The sequence below is a fragment of the Acidovorax sp. 107 genome, assembly GCF_003058055.1.
Taxonomy (GTDB): Bacteria; Pseudomonadota; Gammaproteobacteria; order Burkholderiales; family Burkholderiaceae_C; genus Acidovorax.
Genome location: NZ_QBTZ01000001.1, coordinates 185,482 through 203,447, shown reverse-complemented (window position 1 = coordinate 203,447; position 17,966 = coordinate 185,482). Strand labels below are relative to the sequence as shown.

General features: G+C 63.4%; 15 protein-coding genes and 1 pseudogene. 6 read left to right on the top strand and 10 right to left on the bottom strand.

Going from position 1 to position 17,966, the window contains the following annotated elements; genetic code table 11:
- Positions 1-3 precede the first annotated feature (3 nt).
- The 5 genes from C8C99_RS00910 (at position 4) to C8C99_RS00890 (ending at position 7,617) form a co-directional block, all read left to right on the top strand.
- Positions 4-1,563: a sigma-54 dependent transcriptional regulator gene (locus C8C99_RS00910; RefSeq protein ID WP_108624637.1), complete on the top strand. Its 1,560-nt coding sequence runs from the start codon at positions 4-6 to the stop codon at positions 1,561-1,563.
- Positions 1,547-2,179 (top strand): 1,6-anhydro-N-acetylmuramyl-L-alanine amidase AmpD, encoded by a 633-nt coding sequence (gene ampD, locus C8C99_RS00905; RefSeq protein ID WP_056637352.1) that lies wholly within the window; start codon positions 1,547-1,549, stop codon positions 2,177-2,179. Before C8C99_RS00910 ends, ampD begins: the two co-directional genes overlap by 17 nt.
- A 376-nt stretch (positions 2,180-2,555) precedes the next feature.
- A complete protein-coding gene (locus tag C8C99_RS00900; protein WP_108624636.1) occupies positions 2,556-5,489 on the top strand; it encodes a ribonucleoside-diphosphate reductase subunit alpha in 2,934 nt (977 codons plus the stop codon).
- Positions 5,490-5,624: 135 nt separating this feature from the next.
- Positions 5,625-6,821, top strand: coding sequence for a ribonucleotide-diphosphate reductase subunit beta (locus tag C8C99_RS00895; RefSeq protein WP_056637356.1), 1,197 nt, complete (start codon positions 5,625-5,627; stop codon positions 6,819-6,821).
- A 187-nt stretch (positions 6,822-7,008) separates the two neighbouring features.
- Complete coding sequence (locus tag C8C99_RS00890; RefSeq protein ID WP_108624635.1) at positions 7,009-7,617, top strand: histone; 609 nt, start codon at positions 7,009-7,011, stop codon at positions 7,615-7,617.
- A 148-nt stretch (positions 7,618-7,765) separates the two neighbouring features.
- On the opposite strand, the gene C8C99_RS00885 is transcribed toward C8C99_RS00890, so the two are convergent.
- From C8C99_RS00885 to C8C99_RS00855, 8 genes and pseudogenes are all read right to left on the bottom strand, one after another.
- A complete protein-coding gene (locus C8C99_RS00885) occupies positions 7,766-8,665 on the bottom strand; it encodes a carbohydrate kinase family protein (protein WP_056637361.1) in 900 nt (299 codons plus the stop codon).
- Between the two features lie 33 nt (positions 8,666-8,698).
- Complete coding sequence (locus C8C99_RS24110; protein WP_233247292.1) at positions 8,699-9,709, bottom strand: DUF3426 domain-containing protein; 1,011 nt, start codon at positions 9,707-9,709, stop codon at positions 8,699-8,701.
- Between the two features lie 582 nt (positions 9,710-10,291).
- Positions 10,292-10,357 (bottom strand): annotated as a pseudogene (locus tag C8C99_RS24375) (zinc-ribbon domain-containing protein); the annotation flags it as partial.
- A 53-nt stretch (positions 10,358-10,410) separates the two neighbouring features.
- Positions 10,411-11,313: a 50S ribosomal protein L11 methyltransferase gene (gene prmA, locus C8C99_RS00875; RefSeq protein ID WP_056637363.1), complete on the bottom strand. Its 903-nt coding sequence runs from the start codon at positions 11,311-11,313 to the stop codon at positions 10,411-10,413.
- A gap of 77 nt (positions 11,314-11,390) precedes the next feature.
- Positions 11,391-12,740 carry an acetyl-CoA carboxylase biotin carboxylase subunit gene (gene accC / locus C8C99_RS00870; RefSeq protein WP_056637364.1) on the bottom strand — a complete coding sequence of 450 codons (1,350 nt, stop codon included), beginning with the start codon at positions 12,738-12,740 and terminating at the stop codon, positions 11,391-11,393.
- 7 nt (positions 12,741-12,747) lie between these two features.
- On the bottom strand, positions 12,748-13,200 hold the full coding sequence (accB, locus tag C8C99_RS00865) for an acetyl-CoA carboxylase biotin carboxyl carrier protein (protein ID WP_056637365.1): 453 nt from the start codon (positions 13,198-13,200) through the stop codon (positions 12,748-12,750).
- Between the two features lie 169 nt (positions 13,201-13,369).
- Complete coding sequence (locus C8C99_RS00860; protein ID WP_056637366.1) at positions 13,370-13,948, bottom strand: TlpA disulfide reductase family protein; 579 nt, start codon at positions 13,946-13,948, stop codon at positions 13,370-13,372.
- Positions 13,945-14,544: a hypothetical protein gene (locus C8C99_RS00855; RefSeq protein WP_056637369.1), complete on the bottom strand. Its 600-nt coding sequence runs from the start codon at positions 14,542-14,544 to the stop codon at positions 13,945-13,947. Before C8C99_RS00855 ends, C8C99_RS00860 begins: the two co-directional genes overlap by 4 nt.
- 205 nt (positions 14,545-14,749) lie before the next feature.
- Between C8C99_RS00855 and mpl the strand changes: the two genes are divergently transcribed.
- Complete coding sequence (gene mpl, locus C8C99_RS00850; protein ID WP_056637372.1) at positions 14,750-16,171, top strand: UDP-N-acetylmuramate:L-alanyl-gamma-D-glutamyl-meso-diaminopimelate ligase; 1,422 nt, start codon at positions 14,750-14,752, stop codon at positions 16,169-16,171.
- A gap of 55 nt (positions 16,172-16,226) precedes the next feature.
- On the opposite strand, the gene C8C99_RS00845 is transcribed toward mpl, so the two are convergent.
- Positions 16,227-16,535: a hypothetical protein gene (locus tag C8C99_RS00845; protein ID WP_056637375.1), complete on the bottom strand. Its 309-nt coding sequence runs from the start codon at positions 16,533-16,535 to the stop codon at positions 16,227-16,229.
- Positions 16,536-16,635: 100 nt separating this feature from the next.
- Complete coding sequence (locus tag C8C99_RS00840; protein ID WP_056637379.1) at positions 16,636-17,757, bottom strand: 3-deoxy-7-phosphoheptulonate synthase; 1,122 nt, start codon at positions 17,755-17,757, stop codon at positions 16,636-16,638.
- Positions 17,758-17,966 lie beyond the last annotated feature (209 nt).

The window sequence follows — 17,966 nt, the reverse complement described above, 5'->3', positions numbered from 1 at the left end:
TCCATGAACGCCCCTGCCGCCTCCATCCTTGTCGTAGACGACGAACCCGATCTGCGCACCCTGTACGAGCTCACCCTGCTGCGCGAGGGATACCGCGTGGAGACCGCATCCAGCGTGCAGGAGGCCCGCGAGCATCTCAAGGCCCACCGTTTTGACGCTGTGATCACCGACATGCGGCTGCCGGATGGGTTTGGCATGGAGCTGCTGCAGGACCTGCGCGACCAGCAGCGCCGCGAACGCTGCGTGGTCATGACCGCCTACGGCTCGGCAGAAAACGCGGTCGAGGCCCTGCGTGCGGGGGCGTTCGACTACCTCACCAAACCTGTGGACCTCAAGCAGTTCCGCTCGGTCGTGGCCTCGGCCATCCAGGGCACGGGCGGCGTTCCTGCGCCCCGCGCCGCACGCAGCAACGGGTCAAGCCGCTCGGCCAACCCGGCGCTGGGCGCCGAGTCCAGCAGCGCAAGTACCGCCCTGGACCGCCTGGTGGGCGAGTCCGAAGCCATCCGCAACGTCAAGCAGCGCGTGGCCAAGGTGTCCCGCGGCATGGCGCCCGTGCTCATCCATGGCGAGTCGGGCACCGGCAAGGAGCTGGTGGCCCAAGCCCTGCATGCAAGCAGCCAACGCGCCGACGGCCCCCTGGTCGCCGTGAACTGCGGGGCCATCCCCGAGAACCTGCTGGAAGCCGAATTCTTTGGCGCCCGCAAGGGCTCCTACACCGGTGCGTCGCAAGACCGCGACGGCTATTTTCAGGCCGCGCGGGGGGGCACGCTGTTCCTCGACGAAATCGGCGACCTGCCGCTGGCCATGCAATCCAAGTTGCTGCGCGCCATCCAGGAGCGCAGCGTGCGGCCGCTGGGCTCCACCCAGGAAGAGACCGTGGACGTGCGCATCGTGAGCGCCACCCACCGCGACCTGGCGGCCGATGTGCAGGCGGGCCGGTTCCGCCAGGACTTGTATTACCGGCTCAATGTGATCGAGATCGTGATCCCCCCGCTGCGCGAGCGCCGCGAGGACCTGCCCGCCCTGTGTGCCGCGCTGCTCACCCGCATTGCGGGCGAGTCGGGCATGCCGGTACCTCAGCTCACCGACCGGGCACTGAACGCCATCGCCGCCCACCCCCTGACCGGCAATGTTCGCGAGCTGGAAAACCTCTTGCACCGCGCAGTGGCGCTGAGCGACGGCGACGAGCTGCATGTGGACGAGCCCACAAACGGCGCGGCAGAGACACTCACGACACGCCCTGCCCCGCCAGCACCTGCGCACGAAGGATCGGTCAGCACCGCCCCCACCTCATCGGGGATCTATGCATCGACTTCTGCTGACACGGGCCAGGGCCCACAGCTTCTGGCCAGCGGATGCACGGTGCCGCTGCCCAGCGACTTGCAGGCCTGGCTGGACCAGCAGGAGCGCGAGATCCTGATCCGCGCACTGAAGGAAGCAGGCTTCAACCGCACCGCCACGGCCGCACGCCTGGGCATCAGCCTGCGCCAGATTCGCTACCGCATCGCCCGTCTGAACATCACCGTGCCCAATGACCAGGACCCGCATGACGACTTGGGATGAGGCTACATCCTCGGCCGCCTCGCCCCCATGGGAGGGCGGTTGGCACCGGGCAGCCCGAGAGCTGGTGTCGCCCAACCACGGGCCGCGCCCGGTACCCGCCTCGCAGGTGGATCTGATCGTGGTGCATTCCATCAGCCTGCCTCCAGGCGAATATGGAGGTGGGGCCGTGCAGCAGCTGTTCACCAACACCCTGGACTGGGACGCCCACCCTTATTACCAAGGCATTCGCGGACTGCAGGTGTCCACGCATTTTTTCATCGAGCGCACCGGAGCGCTGTGGCAGTTTGTGGATTGCGACCTGCGCGCCTGGCATGCCGGGCAATCGTTCTACCGGGGTCGGAGCCAGTGCAACGACGACTCCATCGGCATCGAACTGGAGGGCCTGGAGGGTCTGCACTTCGAGCCCGCGCAGTACGAAACGCTGGCCAGGGTCTGCCAGGACGTTGCGCTGCGCTACCCCATCGAGCACATCGCAGGGCATGAGCACATTGCGCCCGGGCGCAAACAAGACCCCGGCCCGGGGTTTGACTGGCCGAGGCTTCAAGGGGTATTGAGCTGGCCTGTACAGCGATTCCCGCAAGGCATACGGACGAGCCTGTCGCAGCTGCCTCGCTGACGCTGCGTTTCACTGTCGCACGGGCGCATCAACGCACATTTTTCTTTGTGCGTTTGCACATCTTTTGTCATCCAAGCGCCACGCGGCCTGGCGCAGGAAATCCGTCGCCAACGTGCGCCGTTGCGCGGGTTTTCACCCCATGCGTCGCATCCACAGGGGCTGGCCGCCGACCTCAGCGGCCGCAGCACCGGGACCGGGAACACGCTGTTTCGGTTTTGGGGGCTTATTCAGGCGGTACACTACCGGTAGTGTCTTGAACCACCAGGACACACCATATATAGTGTGCGCCAGACTGAAGTCCGGCGCAGCACCCACACACTGCGGCGGCACTCCACGCCGCACGCCCACCCCAGACAGCCCACAGAAGAGGACACCCATGCAAGCTGCTTTGAACACGCCTTCCACTGCCCCTGCCGTTGCCACCGATGCCACAGCATCCCAGGCAACGCCTGCGGCCACGGCCTCCAACACGTTTGCGCACTATCAGATCATCCGCCGCAACGGCGCCGTAGTGCCGTTCGAACCGCAAAAGATCGCGGTGGCCATGATGAAGGCCTTCTTGGCAGTCCATGGCACGCAAGGCGCGGCATCGGCCAGCGTGCGCGAAGTAGTGGACACGCTGACCCACAACGTCGTGCGCGCCCTGATGCGCTCGCGTCCTGGCGGTGGTACGTTTCACATTGAAGACGTGCAAGATCAGGTCGAACTGGGTCTGATGCGTGGCGGCCACCACGAAATCGCCCGCGCCTACGTGCTGTACCGCGAGCGCCGCACGCAAGAGCGCGCCCACCACCAGGAACAGCTCGCGCCCGCCACCCCGGTGATGCACATGATCGACAACGGCCAACGCGTGCAGCTGGACATCCTGCGGCTGCACGCGTTGATCGAATCGGCCTGCGCCAACCTGGGCGCCGACATCCAGGCAGCACCGATCGTCGCTGAGACCATGCGCAACCTGTATGACGGCGTTCCCATGGACGAGGTCTACAAGGCGTCCATTCTGGCCGCCCGCACCCTGATCGAAAAAGATCCCGACTACACCTACGCCACGGCCCGCCTGCTGCTGCACACCATCGTGCGCGAGGTGCTGGGGCGTGACGTGACGCAAAGCGACATGGGCCAGGCCTATAAGGACTATTTCCCTACCTTCATTCAGAAGGGGGTGGACAACGAGCTGCTGGACGAGCGCCTGCTCAAACAATATGACCTGAACCGCCTGGGCGCTGCGCTTAAAGCCGAGCGCGATCTGCAGTTCGACTACCTCGGCCTGCAGACGCTATACGACCGCTATTTCCTGCACGTCAAGAAGACCCGCATCGAACTGCCGCAAGCCTTCTTCATGCGCGTGGCCATGGGCCTGGCACTGAACGAAACCGACCGCGAAGCCCGCGCCATTGAGTTCTATGAAGTGCTCTCGTCGTTCGACTTCATGTCGTCCACCCCCACGCTGTTCAACAGCGGCACGCTGCGCTCGCAGCTGTCCTCATGCTACCTGACCACCGTGCCAGACGATCTGGACGGCATTTACGAGTCGATCAAGGAAAACGCCCTGCTGTCGAAGTTTGCCGGTGGCCTGGGCAATGACTGGACCCGCGTGCGTGCACTAGGCAGCCACATCAAGGGCACCAACGGCGAATCACAAGGCGTGGTGCCGTTCCTGAAGGTGGTGAACGACACCGCCGTAGCGGTGAACCAGGGCGGCAAGCGCAAGGGCGCTGTCTGCACGTACCTGGAAACGTGGCACCTGGACATCGAAGAGTTCCTGGAACTGCGCAAGAACACCGGCGACGACCGCCGCCGCACGCACGACATGAACACGGCCAACTGGATCCCCGACCTGTTCATGCGCCGCGTGATGGAAAAGGGCACCTGGACCCTGTTCTCGCCTTCCAACGTGCCTGACCTGCACGATCTGTTCGGCGCCGACTTCGAAAAGGCCTACGTCGCCTACGAAGAAAAGGCGGCGCGTGGCGAGATCAAGCCCTCCAAGACCGTGCAGGCCACCGACCTGTGGCGCAAGATGCTGACCATGCTGTTCGAGACGGGCCATCCCTGGATCACCTTCAAGGATGCCTGCAACGTGCGCTCGCCCCAGCAGCATGCTGGCGTGGTGCACTCGTCCAACCTGTGCACCGAGATCACTCTCAACACCAGCGACACCGAAACTGCCGTTTGCAACCTGGGCTCCGTCAACCTGCTGCAGCACATCAAGAACGGCCAGATCGACCACGACAAGCTCAAGAAGACCATCACGGTTGCCATGCGCATGCTCGACAACGTGATCGACATCAACTATTACGCCGTCAAGAAGGCACGTGACTCCAACCTGCGCCACCGTCCGGTCGGCCTGGGCGTGATGGCGTTCCAGGACAGCCTGTATGAACTGCGCATCCCCTACGCTTCGCAAGAGGCGGTGGAATTTGCCGACAAGTCGATGGAAGCCATCTGCTACTACGCCTACTGGGCATCGACCGAACTGGCACGCGAACGCGGCCAATATTCGAGCTACAAGGGTTCGCTGTGGGATCGCGGCATCTTGCCTTTCGACACGCTGAACATGCTCTCGCAGGCGCGCGGCGGCTATGTGGAAGTGGATCGCTCTTCCACGCTGGACTGGGATGCCCTGCGCAAGAAGATTGCACAGGATGGCATGCGCAATTCCAACTGCGTCGCCATCGCCCCCACGGCCACCATCTCCAACATCATCGGTGTCGATGCCTCGATCGAGCCCTCGTTCGGCAACTTGTCGGTCAAGTCCAACCTGTCGGGCGAGTTCACGGTCATCAACGGTGGTCTGGTGCGCGACTTGAAGCGCCTGGGCTTGTGGGACGACGTGATGATCATGGACCTCAAGCACTTCAAGGGCTCGCTGCATCCTATTGACCGCGTGCCACAGGACATCAAGGCGCTGTACTCCACGGCGTTTGAAGTCGAACCCCAATGGCTGGTGGAAGCTGCATCGCGCCGCCAAAAGTGGATCGATCAGGCGCAGAGCCTGAACATCTACATGGCCGGCGCATCGGGCAAGAAGCTCGACGACACCTACAAGCTCGCATGGATCCGCGGTCTCAAGACCACTTACTACCTCCGCACGCAAAGCGCCACGCACGTCGAGATGAGCACCGTGAACACGCGCCAGCTCAATGCAGTTTCGTCAGGCAGCGACAGCGGCGCTTCGGCCGCCACGCAAGCCAAGCCAAGCCCGCTGGAAGCCGCTGCCGCTGCGGTCTCTCAACAGGCCGCAGCAGTGCCAGCCACGGACGTGAAGTTCTGCGCCATCGACGATCCTGGCTGCGAGGCCTGCCAGTAAGCACTTTGCCAGCAACGCTTCGGACTAGCCCGGGGCGTTGCTCCGGTGCTGTGAAGCAACAAAACCTTGCTGCACAACGCTTCAGTGCTTTTCTTTTCGCAGCACTGCTTTCATAATCCGAACACTGGAAAATCTATGTTGACCTGGGACGAAGAAGTCAAGCCCTCATCGCAAAATCAACTGGACGGCGGTCTGCCCAACAACCGCCAGGTGGAGCAACCGCCTCTGTCTTTCCAGACACCCGCACTGCAGCCTGTGACCACCACAGCCACAGTAGAGAGCACCTCCACTGCACCGATCGCTGCAGCATCCCATCGCCGCGTCAATGCGGCCGACAAGCGCATCATCAACGGACAGACAGACGTCAACCAGTTGGTGCCTTTCAAGTACAAGTGGGCATGGGAAAAATACCTGGCCACCTGTGCTAACCACTGGATGCCCCAAGAGGTGAACATGACGCGCGACATCGCGTTGTGGAAAGACCCCAACGGCCTGACCGAAGACGAGCGCCGCATCATCAAGCGCAACCTGGGTTTCTTCGTGACCGCCGACTCGCTGGCCGCCAACAACATTGTGCTGGGCACCTACCGCCACATCACGGCACCTGAATGCCGCCAGTTCCTGCTGCGCCAGGCCTTCGAGGAAGCGATCCACACCCACGCGTATCAGTACATCGTCGAATCGCTGGGTCTGGATGAGAGCGAGATCTTCAACGCCTACAACGAAGTCCAGTCGATCCGCGACAAGGACGAGTTCCTGATCCCCTTCATCGAAGCGATCATGGATCCGTCTTTCAAAACAGGTACGCCAGAAACCGACCAGACCCTGCTCAAGTCGCTGATTGTTTTCGCGTGCCTGATGGAAGGCCTGTTCTTCTACGTGGGCTTCACCCAGATCCTGGCCCTGGGTCGCCAGAACAAGATGACGGGTGCCGCCGAGCAGTACCAGTACATCCTGCGCGATGAGTCGATGCACTGCAATTTCGGCATCGACCTGATCAACCAGCTTAAGCTGGAGAACCCGCACCTGTGGACTGCGGAGTTCAAGGCCGAGATCAAGGCTCTGTTCCTCAAGGCCGTGGAGCTGGAATACCGCTACGCCGAAGACACCATGCCGCGTGGCGTGTTGGGCATGAATGCCTCCATGTTCAAGGGCTACCTGCGCTACATCGCCAACCGCCGCGCCACGCAGATCGGGCTGGAGACACTGTTCCCCAACGAAGAAAACCCGTTCCCGTGGATGAGCGAGATGATTGACCTCAAGAAGGAACGCAACTTCTTCGAGACCCGGGTTATTGAATACCAGTCCGGTGGTGCGCTGTCCTGGGACTAGCGCCTTTTTTGCAGGCCACACCACCATGGATTTTTACACCACGCCCAGCACCGACAGCGCCTCAGAGCGCTGCCCTGCGGGGCGTTCCCGTGTTCATGGAGATGGAGTTTTCATCCATCTCCATGGATCGCTTTCTGTCCACTGCAGACAGGAAGTGCTCTTTGCAAATTGACCCAAGGAGAACATGATGGCAACTGCGAAAAAACCGGCCGCTAAGAAGGCTGCTCCCGCGAAAAAGGCTACAACGGCCAAACCCGTAGCCGCAAAGAAGGCTGCACCTGCCAAGAAGGCAGCAGCACCGGCAAAGAAAGCCGCTCCTGCCAAGAAGGCCGTAGCCGCGAAGAAGGCTGCACCTGCCAAGAAGGCAGCAGCACCGGCAAAGAAAGCCGCTCCTGCCAAGAAGGCCGTAGCCGCGAAGAAGGCTGCACCTGCCAAGAAGGCAGCAGCACCGGCAAAGAAAGCCGCTCCCGCCAAGAAGGCCGTAGCCGCGAAGAAGGCTGCACCTGCCAAGAAGGCAGCAGCACCGGCAAAGAAAGCCGCTCCTGCCAAGAAGGCCGTAGCCGCGAAGAAGGCTGCACCCGCCAAGAAGGCAGCAGCACCGGCAAAGAAAGCCGCTCCTGCCAAGAAGGCCGTAGCCGCGAAGAAGGCTGCACCCGCCAAGGCTGCCCCCGCAAAGAAAGCTGCACCGGCCAAGAAGGCCCCCAAGGCGCCTGCCCCTGCGGCGGCTGCCCCTGCTGCACAGACCACCCTGAACCCTCAGGCGGCCTGGCCCTTCCCTACGGGCAACAAGCCCTGATCCCGGCGCGCCATGCGCTCAACCCGGTGCTATCGCACCGGGTTTTTTTCGCCTGCATCTTGTATGGGCACTCCCGGAAGTTGCCCGATGAGCAAGTTGCGCTGTATCGCCCGACGTAACGCAACGCGGGCAACATTGGCTGAGTGGCTTATGCCAGCGGATCGAAATCCAGCGTGTAGTTCTGTGGGCCACGCTGCGCGATCTTGAGAGCGCCCACCCGGTTGCCTAATTCGGCACAACGTACGAGTGGCCAGCCCTTTTCCAGACCAAACAGCAGCGCGCCGCGCCAGGCATCGCCACAGCCCGTAGGGTCCACCACGGCGGCAGGTTTCACGGGAGGGACATGGGTCTTGTCACCATCCACCCAGACCTCGCAACCCTCGGCGCCCAGCGTCACCACCAGGCCCCGCACCTTGCGGGAAATATCGGCCAGCGACCAGCCAGTGCGGTCGCAGAGCATTTTTCCCTCATAGTCATTGACGGTGACCCAGGTGGCCTGATCAATGAACTGCGCCAGTTCCTGCCCATTGAACATGGGTAAGCCCTGACCCGGATCGAACACAAACGGGATGCCCGCTGCAACGAACTGGGCAGCATGTTCCAGCATGGCGTCGCGCCCGTCCGGCGCGACGATCCCCACGCCGACGCTGCTGTCTGCACCAATGCGGTTGGCATGGGCCTGCATCATGGCGCCAGGGTGGAAGGCCGTGATCTGGTTGTTGTCACGGTCCGTCATGATCATCGCCTGCGCGGTGTAGGTGTCCTGCACCTGCCCGACATGGCGAGCGCTGATCCCCAGCGACTCCAGCCGCTGCAAATAGTCGGCACCGTCACTGCCCAGCATGGCCATGGGCAGCGGCTCGCCGCCCAGCAGTTTGAGGCTGTAGGCAATATTGCCTGCACACCCCCCGAAGTCGCGGCGCAGCGACGGGACCAGGAAAGACACATTCAGGATGTGGAGCTGGTCCGGCAGGATCTGCTCGGCAAACCGCCCCTCGAAAGTCATGATGGTGTCGAACGCAAGGGAACCACAAATGAGGGCAGCCATAGATAGTGAAGCTCGGTAGATTGTTGGAAGAAATCAGGGATAGAACGCCAGCAACCGGTAGCCCGCCACGCGCGCGCCGCCCGTGGTCACAAGCACCGATACGGAGGTGCCCCACTCGCCCTTCGCGGGCAGCTCCGCCGGAGCTGCCATGTCGGTGGGCAGCAGAACCCGCCGCAACACAGGCTGGTCCTGCGCATCAGTCAGAGTCAGCTCCACCGCAGGCATCGCCAGCGGAATGGTGGCCATGCTCTTCATCGTCAGCGCCAGCTGGTAACTGTCGCCCCGGGCTTTGTTGAAGGAGGAACTGTCGATGACCACATCGGCAATCTGGCGCACCGGTGCGAGTTCGCAATGCAAGGGCTCGCACAGCATCACCAGCCAGGGCCGGGTGCGCATGTCCAGGGCTGCGATGCCATCGCGCTCCTGCACCACAATCTGCAGGGCCAGGCCCAGCAGCGAGACAACAAACACGAGCCCCAACACCGTCCGAACCGCCGGCTTGCGCCAGAAGGCTTTGCGGCGCGCAGCCACCACAAAACTGACCTCGGGGTCCGACTGTGGGGCGTCAGTCTCGTCATCGTCATCAACGGAATGTCCAAGCCTTGCCTGCAGGACGTCCGCGTGCGAATCGTCCTTCACCAGCTTCATGGCCGAGGGCTCGGCCTCATCCGCCTTGGGCACAAAGTCCACGGAAGGCAGCGCGGGCGCGGGAGAGGCTGGTTCAGCCGCAGCCGCAGGTGCAGGCTCAGCCCCCTGCGCATCGCCCGGGGTTGCTGTGTCCAGGCTGAAGGAAGGAGCGAGAGAAACCGGCGCTGCTTGCGGCGGCGCAAGTTCTGCCGAGAGGCCGGCAGCGCCCTTGGTATCCGCATTCAAGGATGCGTCCAGAATTGCATCGGAATCGCGAAGTTCTGCAAAGGGCAATTCGTAGCCCGCCGGGTTCACGAGCGCAGGAGCGGGCGGGAACGATCCAGGGACCACATCGCTTGCTCCTGGCGTGACGTCGTGCACCACGGCATCGGATTCCGGCAGGACGGTAGAGTACAAGGGCATTGGCGCCGACACGGTCGGCGGGGGGGCTCCATCGCGGGGTGCGGCGCCCGATGTCTCTGCCGGCTCTGGACGATTCAAAGGCGCGGTGGTGGACAGCGGTGCCGCAGCATCGTGGCCAGGCACCACCCGCTGGGCACTGTGCGCCCGCCACGCAAATGGAGCGACAACTTCCTCCACGGAAGCGTCGGCATGGGCACCGGCGGTAAGAAAAGCAGGAACCGCAGGGCGTGGGATATCGAGCACCGGGGTGGCAGGGGCCTCGCTGGGCATGCCGTAGGGCGGGAGGTGAGGGGCAACGCCCGCAACAGCCTCCATCAAAGGAGATGGAACGCCGTCCACTGCGCGGGGATTTTCTGCCTTTGCAACCCCTCCCGCAGTGGGCGCAACGACAGCGGGTGACTTACCTCCACCCCAAGCCCCCAATGCATCCGGCTGCCGCGCTACGGGCGCTGTAGGCGCCCGTAGGTCCGTCAGCGACACCTCGGGCAATAGCGCGGTCGGCGCCACGGGCAGCAAATGGGCCGATGCGTCGAACACCTCCTTGCATTGGCCACACCGCACCCACCCTTCCGAGATGCGCAATTGGTCTGCCACGACCTTGAAGGTGGTGGCGCAAGACGGGCAGCGAGTGATCTGGCTCATCAGCGATGGATTGTAGGGGCCATGCCGCCACCGACAGTGCGGCGCGCGCGGGCTCAGCGACGCGCAGTCATCAGGATCCAGCCGTCTTCGGCGTCCGCCACCTCCAGGGGGAGCCAGGGTGCATAGGCCTCCTTGAGCTCGTCCGCCTGGCGCTCCAGAATGCCCGCCAGAACTAGATTCCCCCCCGCAGTCACATAGCTGCACAACAACGGTGCCAACACGCGCAATGGAGTTGCCAGAATATTGGCCAACACGGTCTGGTACTCGCCCATCGCCTTGTCAGGAAGGCCTGCCTGTAGCAGGACCTCGTTTGCCTGGGCATTCTGTACCGTGGACTCCACCGCAGACGGGTCGATATCCACGGCATCAATGTCCGTGGCACCGAACTTGGCGGCGCCGATCGCCAGAATGCCGGACCCACACCCATAGTCCAGCACCCGCCCCAGCGGGTTGCCCTGCCCAGGCTGCGTAGCGCCGTGGCGCGCAATCCATCGCAGGCACATGCGCGTAGTGGGGTGCGTGCCCGTGCCAAACGCCAGGCCGGGGTCCAGCCGGATGCTGCGCACTGCCTGGGCCGGCAGCTCATGCCAGGTGGGCACGATCCAGAAATCGGGGGTGATGTCCACGGGCGCAAACTGCGACTGCGTCAGCCGCACCCAGTCCTGCTCGGGCACCTGGGCCACACCCAGTACCTGGCAGCCGACAAAGAAGTCCTGCACCACCAGCAACTGTTGCGCCTCGCGGGCCGCCACCTCGGACGGAAACAAAGCGACCACGCGGCTGCGTTGCCAGCCATCCTTCGGCGGCGGCATGCCGGGCTCGCCAAACAGCGCCTGTTCGGCGTCGGTCTGGGCGTCGGCGTCTTCCACTGACACGGAGAGCGCATCCAGCGCATCCAGCGCATCGCTGACCGCTTCAATCCGGTCCTCGGGACACATCAGACTCAGCTCAAACATAGGCGTTTCTCAGAAAAAGTGAAATGCTGGCACCCGTTGCCAGGAGCCAGCATGCGAACGACCTGCGGTGTGCAGCCTCAGCGCTTGTGCTGCGACAGCCACTCTTCCAGGTAGTGAATGTTGGTGCCACCCGCCATGAACTTGGCGTCCACCATCAGCTCGCGGTGCAGCGGCACATTGGTGTTGATACCTTCGATCACGGTTTCGGACAGCGCCGTGCGCATGCGGGCCAGGGCCTGCTCGCGCGTGTCGCCGTGCACGATGATCTTGCCGATCATCGAGTCGTAGTTCGGCGGCACAAAGTAGTTGGTGTAGGCATGCGAGTCCACGCGCACGCCAGGGCCTCCCGGTGGATGCCACGTGGTGATGCGCCCCGGCGACGGGATGAACTTGTACGGGTCTTCCGCGTTCACCCGGCACTCGATGGCGTGGCCACGGATCTCGATCTGGCGCTGGGTGAACGGCAGCTTTTCGCCCGCCGCCACCATGATCTGCGTCTTCACGATGTCCACGCCCGTGATCCACTCGGTCACGGGGTGCTCCACCTGCACGCGAGTGTTCATCTCGATGAAGTAGAACTCGCCGTTCTCGTACAGGAACTCGAACGTGCCCGCACCACGGTAGCCGATCTTCTTGCAGGCAGCCACGCAGCGTTCGCCGATCTTCTCGATCAGCTTGCGCGGAATGCCCGGTGCCGGCGCCTCTTCGATCACCTTCTGGTGGCGGCGCTGCATGGAGCAGTCCCGCTCGCCCAGGTACACCGCGTTGCGGTGCTTGTCGGCCAGGATCTGGATCTCGATGTGGCGGGGGTTCTGGAGGAACTTCTCCATGTACACCGCTGGATTGCCAAACGCTGCACCCGCCTCGGCCTTGGTCATCTGCACGGCATTGACCAGGGCAGCCTCGGTGTGCACCACGCGCATACCCCGGCCACCGCCGCCGCCTGCGGCCTTGATGATCACGGGGTAGCCCACCGCCTTGGCGATACGGCGGATCTGCACCGGGTCGTCGGGCAACTCGCCCTCGGAGCCTGGCACGCAGGGCACCCCCGCGCGGATCATCGCCTGTTTGGCCGAGACCTTGTCGCCCATGATGCGGATCGACTCAGGCGTGGGGCCGATGAACTGGAAACCGCTCTTTTCCACGCGCTCGGCAAAGTCCGCGTTCTCGGACAGGAAACCATAACCGGGGTGGATGGCCTCGGCGTCGGTGACCTCAGCCGCCGAGATGATGGCTGGCATGTTGAGGTAGGAAAGCGGCGAAGGTGCGGGGCCAATGCAGACAGCCTCTTCGGCCAACTTGACGTACTTGGCGTCGCGGTCGGCCTCGGAATAGACCATCACGGCCTTGATCCCGAGTTCACTGCAGGCGCGCTGAATGCGAAGGGCAATCTCCCCTCGGTTTGCGACCAGGATTTTCTTGAACATGCGCGCCTTATTCGATGACGAACAAAGGTTGTCCGTATTCCACCGCCTGGCCGTTCTCGCCCAGGATGCGGGTGACCGTGCCCGACTTGTCGGCCTCGATCTCGTTCAAGATCTTCATCGCCTCGATGATGCAGATGGTCTCGCCTTCCTTCACCTGGCTGCCCACTTCGACGAACGCCTTGGCACCGGGGCTGGACGAGCGGTAGAACGTGCCCACCATGGGCGACTTGACGATGTGGCCTGCGGGGGCTGCTGCGGCGGGAGGGGCTGGCAATTCCGCCACGGGTGCGGCTGCTGGCGCAGCAACAGGGGCGGCCACGGGGGCCGGCACATACTGCTGAACCACGGCACCACCGCTCTTGACGATGCGGACTTTGCCCTCGGCTTCCGTAATTTCGAGTTCAGAGACGTTCGACTCGGACACGAGATCGATGAGGGTTTTGAGTTTTCGCAGATCCATGGAAGCTCCAACGGCTATAAAACTGAATAGGGCGCGAATTTACTCCAATTTCACCCTATCGCAGTCTTCCACGCGCATTTTTCATGAACTTCGACATGGAAAAGTGCTATCTCACCAAGAGAAGATGCGCCGAGAAGCTCTATGCCGCACAAGTTTATGGGCCGCATCCTCAGCGCAGACCTGCCCAGAGTTGCAAGTCCTGGGCTGTCACTTGTCCCATTTTACGATGCAGCACTTTCCCCTCCCCGCCCAGGACCACCGTGAACGGGAGGCCTCCCGTCAGGTTGCCCAGCGACCGCCCCAGATCCGTACCACCCAAACCGGCCAGCCCCACCGGAAAATCGAGCGGAATGCGGGTCAGAAACTTGCGCACCGCCGAAGGCTGATCAATCGCCAAACCCAGCACTTGCCAGCCTTTGGCAGATTGTTCGCGATAGAAGGCGTTGAGCATGGGCAGCTCTTCCACGCAGGGTGGGCACCACGTGGCCCAGAAATTGAGCAGCAGCGGCTTGCCCGCCAGGGACTTCATGGTCACAGTGCTCCCGGCAGGCGTTTCAAACTCCAGCCCCCAGAGCGCCTGCTCAGCCCCCGGCTCTACCGCATGGGGCTGAAACTTCCACCATGCAACACCCGCCCCACCCAATGCCGCGGCCCCGGCCACCCCGGCATACAACAAGCGCCTGCGCGCCGCAGAAGGTGCTGCGGCAGCAGAAGTCACAGGGACGAGAGATTCGGCGGACTGGATCATGGGGTCGTGGTTTCCTGGAGCAAACGGCGCACGGCCGTGATATCACCGCGCGGCGTGCGGCCTTTGGCGTCGGGTTTGAGCGCGCCCCGCAGGTCGTCAAGGTCGTAAATCAACAGATGCACACCGATCATTTCGTTGAGTTCTGGCGATTTACTGCCAAGGCTCAAGGCCTCCACCGATTCGCCATGAAAGCCTGTGACCGTGCGCGGTTCGTAGTCCACATGATGATCGATCAAGGCGATCTCTGCCGATTTGGGGTCATCGCAAAACAACTGCAGGTAAATATCCGACAGGCGCGTGGCCGTGCCGTGCCACACCGCTCCCGCCAGATGGGGCCGGAAGGCCGCCATGCACTCCATCCACACCAGGGCCAACTGGCGCAGTGCCCGCAGTTCGCGCGGCTGGGTGTCGGCGCAAAAGAGCTGGATGTACTCCCGCACAGCCTCTTCCACCAAGTCGTTGTCCGGCAGGGGGGTACGGGCCGGCAGGCCCATTTGCCGCAGCGCCCGGCGCTTGGCAGGGCCCCACTCCAGCCCCTCCTCCACCACCAGGCGGGCCGTCGTTTGGGCGATTTCTTCGCTCAGAGGTGTGTGCATGGCAGAGCTGGAAAACTAAGGAACCTGCATTGTGGCGCGAAGCCGTGACGCAGCGGTCGATGACCCCAGGCAGCGCCGGCAACCCAGACAACCAGCGAGCAGGGAAACTATTATTTTGAGAGCACCTCAGGCAGACAGAATAGGCACCAGCCGTCCTTTTTGCCTTGAAGAGGACACCTACCCCCCGGCCTTAGAATCTGCGCCCATGCATATACACATACTGGGCATCTGCGGCACGTTCATGGGAGGCCTGGCGGCCTTGGCGCGCGAAGCGGGCCACAAGGTGACGGGCTGCGACGCCGGGGTCTACCCACCCATGAGCGACCAGCTCCGGGCGCTGGGCATCGACCTGATCGAAGGTTTCGGGGCCGATCAGCTCGCGCTCCAGCCCGACATGTTCGTGGTGGGCAACGTCGTCAGCCGTGCACGGCTGGCCGACGGTTCCCCCAAGTTTCCGCTGATGGAAGCCATTCTGGACGCCGGGCTGCCCTACACCAGCGGCCCCCAATGGCTGGCCGAGCATGTGCTGCAAGGCCGCCACGTGCTGGCCGTGGCCGGCACCCACGGCAAGACCACCACCACCTCGATGCTGGCGTGGATTCTGGAATCCGCCGGGCAGCAACCGGGCTTTCTGATCGGCGGGGTGCCGCTGAACTTTGGCGTGTCCGCACGCCTGGGCGCTGCACAGCGCCCCGCGCCCGCCGCCACGCCCCTCGGGGCTGCGCCGCTGTTCGTGATCGAGGCCGACGAATACGACACTGCCTTCTTCGACAAGCGCAGCAAGTTCGTGCACTACCGGCCCCGCACCGCCGTGCTGAACAACCTGGAATTCGACCACGCAGACATCTTTGACGACCTGGCTGCCATTGAGCGCCAGTTTCACCATCTGGTACGCACCGTGCCGCCCTCGGGACGCGTGGTAGTCAATGGCCTGGAAGAAAGCCTGGCCCGAGTGCTGCACACCGGCTGCTGGAGCGAGGTGACCAGCTTTGGCGCCGCCGTCAGCGACTTTCACGCCGTGGGCGACCCGCAGGCGTTTGACGTGGTGCACCAGGGACGTACCGTGGCGCGCGTGGAATGGTCGCTGACCGGCGTGCACAACCAGCTCAATGCGCTGGCAGCCATGGCCGCGGCCCACCATGTGGGCGTTGCGCCCGCACAGGCGGCTGCCGCCCTGAGCAGTTTTCAGAACGTCAAGCGGCGCATGGAGCTGCGCGGCACCGTGGGCGGCGTGGCCGTGTACGACGATTTTGCCCACCACCCCACCGCATTGCGCACCACCTTGGACGGTCTGCGCCGCACTTTAGGCGCTGGCGCACGCATCCTGGCGGTGTTCGAGCCCCGCAGCAACACCATGAAGCTGGGCGCGATGAAAAGCCAGCTGCCTTGGGCGCTGGAGCCCGCCGACCTGGCGTTCTGCCACACAGCGGGGCTGGACTGGGATGCTGCGCAGGCGCTGGCACCGCTGGGCGTCGGCCCTGGCCAGCGCGCCCAGACGGCTCCGGACATCGATACGCTGGTGGCCCAGGTCACCCAGGCCGCGCGCCCGGGCGACCACGTGGTTTGCATGAGCAATGGGGGCTTTGGCGGCATCCATGCCAAGCTCCTGCAGGCGCTACAAAAATAATAGCTTCTAGCGCATATTCCCCTAGCGCTAGCGGCCGATTTTTGTCAAATAGCGCTCAGAACGTGACGGCCATGCCCGGCACGTCCACGCGCACGATGGGCTTGGCCAGCGCGGCACTGGCGGCACGCGCAAAGTCGCGGGACCACGCAGGGTCCTGCATCAATGCCCCGGCCGCATGGGCCACGGTCAGCACCTTGTCGGCCAGCAGCACCTTGCCGCTGGCGCGCAGGGGCTCACAGTCCAGCGCGACGAACTGGTCGTCGAGCCAGCGCCGACCGGCCTCGTGGGCCATGGGCTCGGCGCCCTCCAGGTCAAAACGGTATTCCTGATTTGCGGCCAGTTTGACCGACACTTCGCTGTGCATGATGGATCGCCTTTCTGCGTTTTTGGGGTAACTTGAGCCCCCTGCTGCACGTGTTGTGCAGCGAGAGGCCCAAGTTTAGACCCTGCCCTGAACCCAGCGGTCAACGGGCGCGGCGCGCTTTCACGGCGTCCGACAGCTCAGCCAGCGCCTGCAGCGAGGTGTCCCAACCCAGGCAGGCGTCGGTGATGCTCTTGCCGTATTCGAGTGCCGAAGGGTCGTCCTTGCCGGGTGTGAACTTTTGAGCACCTGCCGTCAGGTGGCTCTCAATCATCAGGCCGAAGACGCTGCGCGAACCACCTGCCAATTGCGCCGCCACGTCGCGGGCGACATCCAGCTGCTTTTCATGCTGCTTGCTGCTGTTGGCGTGGCTGCAGTCCACCATCAGAGTGGCTGGCAGCTTGGCAGCTTCGAGGTCCTTGCAGGCGGCAGCCACACTGGCAGCGTCGTAGTTGGGCGTCTTGCCGCCGCGCAAAATCACGTGGCAGTCCTTGTTGCCCTTGGTGTTCACGATGGCGACCTGGCCGTTCTTGTGCACCGACAGGAAGTGGTGGCCCCGGCTGGCCGACTGAATGGCATCGGTGGCGATGCGGATGTTGCCGTCCGTGCCGTTCTTGAAGCCGATGGGCGCCGAGATACCAGAGGCCAGCTCGCGGTGTACCTGGCTTTCGGTCGTGCGGGCACCAATCGCGCCCCAGCTGATCAGGTCACCGATGTACTGGGGCGAAATCACGTCCAGGAACTCGCTGCCGGCGGGCATGCCCAAGCGGTTGATCTCGATGAGCAATTGGCGCGCGATGCGCAGGCCTTCGTCGATGCGGTAGCTCTCGTCCAGGTAGGGGTCGTTGATCAGCCCCTTCCAGCCCACGGTGGTGCGTGGCTTTTCGAAGTACACGCGCATCACGATTTCCAGCGTGTCGGCGTACTGGGTGCGCACGGCCATGAGGCGGCGGGCGTACTCGACGGCGGCGGCAGGGTCGTGAATAGAGCAAGGGCCAATCACCACCAGCAGGCGGTCGTCCTTGCCGGCCATGATGTTGTGGATGTTCTTGCGGGTCTGGGTGATCAGCGTCTCGACCGGCGTGCCGCCAATCGGGAAGAAGCGGATCAGGTGTTCGGGAGGAGGCAACACGGTGATGTCCTTGATACGTTCGTCGTCGGTCTGGCTGGTTTTCTCGACGCTGCGGTACCAGGCATCGCTGGTGGGGTTGGTAGTGGCCGTCATGCTTGCTTCCTCGTGGAGTCGGTTGGAGTGGATGGAAAAACGGGAGGGCTGAAAAACAAAAAACCGCCGGGCTTTGCAGCTTCGGCGGTTGGTATGGGGAGGTTGTGTGTGCTTGCGCGTTTTCCTCTCATCCGCCGGGGACCGAGATAAAAAACCAAAAATAAAACGCGCTGCGAACTTGCATGGCAACCAATGTAGCACAGGAGCGC

Bases quoted from the DNA above. Each gene is read 5' to 3' on its own strand.
- C8C99_RS00855 (WP_056637369.1), bottom strand. From the start codon at position 14,544: ATGCACACACCTCTGAGCGAAGAAATCGCCCAAACGACGGCCCGCCTG.
- accC (WP_056637364.1), bottom strand. From the start codon at position 12,740: ATGTTCAAGAAAATCCTGGTCGCAAACCGAGGGGAGATTGCCCTTCGC.
- mpl (WP_056637372.1), top strand. From the start codon at position 14,750: ATGCATATACACATACTGGGCATCTGCGGCACGTTCATGGGAGGCCTG.
- ampD (WP_056637352.1), top strand. From the start codon at position 1,547: ATGACGACTTGGGATGAGGCTACATCCTCGGCCGCCTCGCCCCCATGG.
- C8C99_RS00845 (WP_056637375.1), bottom strand. From the start codon at position 16,535: ATGCACAGCGAAGTGTCGGTCAAACTGGCCGCAAATCAGGAATACCGT.
- C8C99_RS00900 (WP_108624636.1), top strand. From the start codon at position 2,556: ATGCAAGCTGCTTTGAACACGCCTTCCACTGCCCCTGCCGTTGCCACC.
- C8C99_RS00890 (WP_108624635.1), top strand. From the start codon at position 7,009: ATGGCAACTGCGAAAAAACCGGCCGCTAAGAAGGCTGCTCCCGCGAAA.
- C8C99_RS00895 (WP_056637356.1), top strand. From the start codon at position 5,625: ATGTTGACCTGGGACGAAGAAGTCAAGCCCTCATCGCAAAATCAACTG.
- accB (WP_056637365.1), bottom strand. From the start codon at position 13,200: ATGGATCTGCGAAAACTCAAAACCCTCATCGATCTCGTGTCCGAGTCG.
- C8C99_RS00840 (WP_056637379.1), bottom strand. From the start codon at position 17,757: ATGACGGCCACTACCAACCCCACCAGCGATGCCTGGTACCGCAGCGTC.
- prmA (WP_056637363.1), bottom strand. From the start codon at position 11,313: ATGTTTGAGCTGAGTCTGATGTGTCCCGAGGACCGGATTGAAGCGGTC.
- C8C99_RS00885 (WP_056637361.1), bottom strand. From the start codon at position 8,665: ATGGCTGCCCTCATTTGTGGTTCCCTTGCGTTCGACACCATCATGACT.
- C8C99_RS00860 (WP_056637366.1), bottom strand. From the start codon at position 13,948: ATGATCCAGTCCGCCGAATCTCTCGTCCCTGTGACTTCTGCTGCCGCA.
- C8C99_RS00910 (WP_108624637.1), top strand. From the start codon at position 4: ATGAACGCCCCTGCCGCCTCCATCCTTGTCGTAGACGACGAACCCGAT.